Source organism: Dietzia sp. Die43, from assembly GCF_024519835.1.
GTDB classification, from domain to species: Bacteria; Actinomycetota; Actinomycetes; order Mycobacteriales; family Mycobacteriaceae; genus Dietzia; species Dietzia kunjamensis.
The window spans coordinates 1-786 of record NZ_JALJRF010000063.1 but is presented as its reverse complement, the minus strand read 5'-3'; the positions used below and the strand labels follow the sequence as shown (position 1 = coordinate 786).

Sequence of the window (786 nt, the reverse complement as noted above, 5' to 3'; positions counted from 1 at the left end):
GCCCGCCGCCGCTCGGTCACGTGCGGCGGCCAGGGACTGGACCTGATGGCCCGCGCGGCGATGACCATGGACCCGCAACTGGCCGCGCTGATGCGCGAAGTCCACGCCCGCTGGGGCCAGCCCGGCCGCCTGTGGCCCGACCCCGGGGAGAAGGACACCCGCACCGACGGTCAACGCATGCACGACGCGATGGTGCACGCCCTACAACTGGCCCTGTCCGCAGATGCCGCCAAGACCGGCGCACCGGCGGCGATCGTGGTCCGCGTGGACCTCGAGCAGCTCGCCACGCTCGCCGGCTGCGGCGAGACCGACGGCGGGATCCGCGTGCCCGTGCCGCAGGCGCTGGCCATGGCCCGCGGCAACCACTGGTTCCTGGCCCTGTGCGACAAGGAAATCGACCTGCGACTGTTCCGCAGTCGCCGCACCGCGTCCCGCTACCAACGCCTGGCCCTGTTCGCCGCGTATGGGGGCTGCACACACCCCGACTGCGACCAGGACGCCCGACACTGCGAAGCCCACCACGCGGGCAGACCCTGGGCCGCCGGAGGCCTCACCAACATCGATGAACTCGCCCTGGCCAGCGGCGACTGCCACGCCATGATCCACGACACCGGCTGGTCCACCATCCCCGACCCGTGCGCGCCCCAGGGCGTCAGGTGGATCCCACCCGCCGGAACCCCCCGCGCGGCCGACCCGCCACGGCCCAAACCCGGACCGCCACCACCGACACCGCTGGAAGCGCCGATACTCCCGTTCGCGCTCCTCCACGACCTCGACGCCGCGATC

1 protein-coding gene is annotated in these 786 nt (G+C 73.2%); it reads left to right on the top strand.

Features of this window, described 5'->3' with window-relative positions:
* Nucleotides 1-786, top strand: a 786-nt coding sequence (locus tag NR111_RS18245; RefSeq protein ID WP_256821629.1) for an HNH endonuclease signature motif containing protein, incomplete at both ends; no start/stop codon positions are given.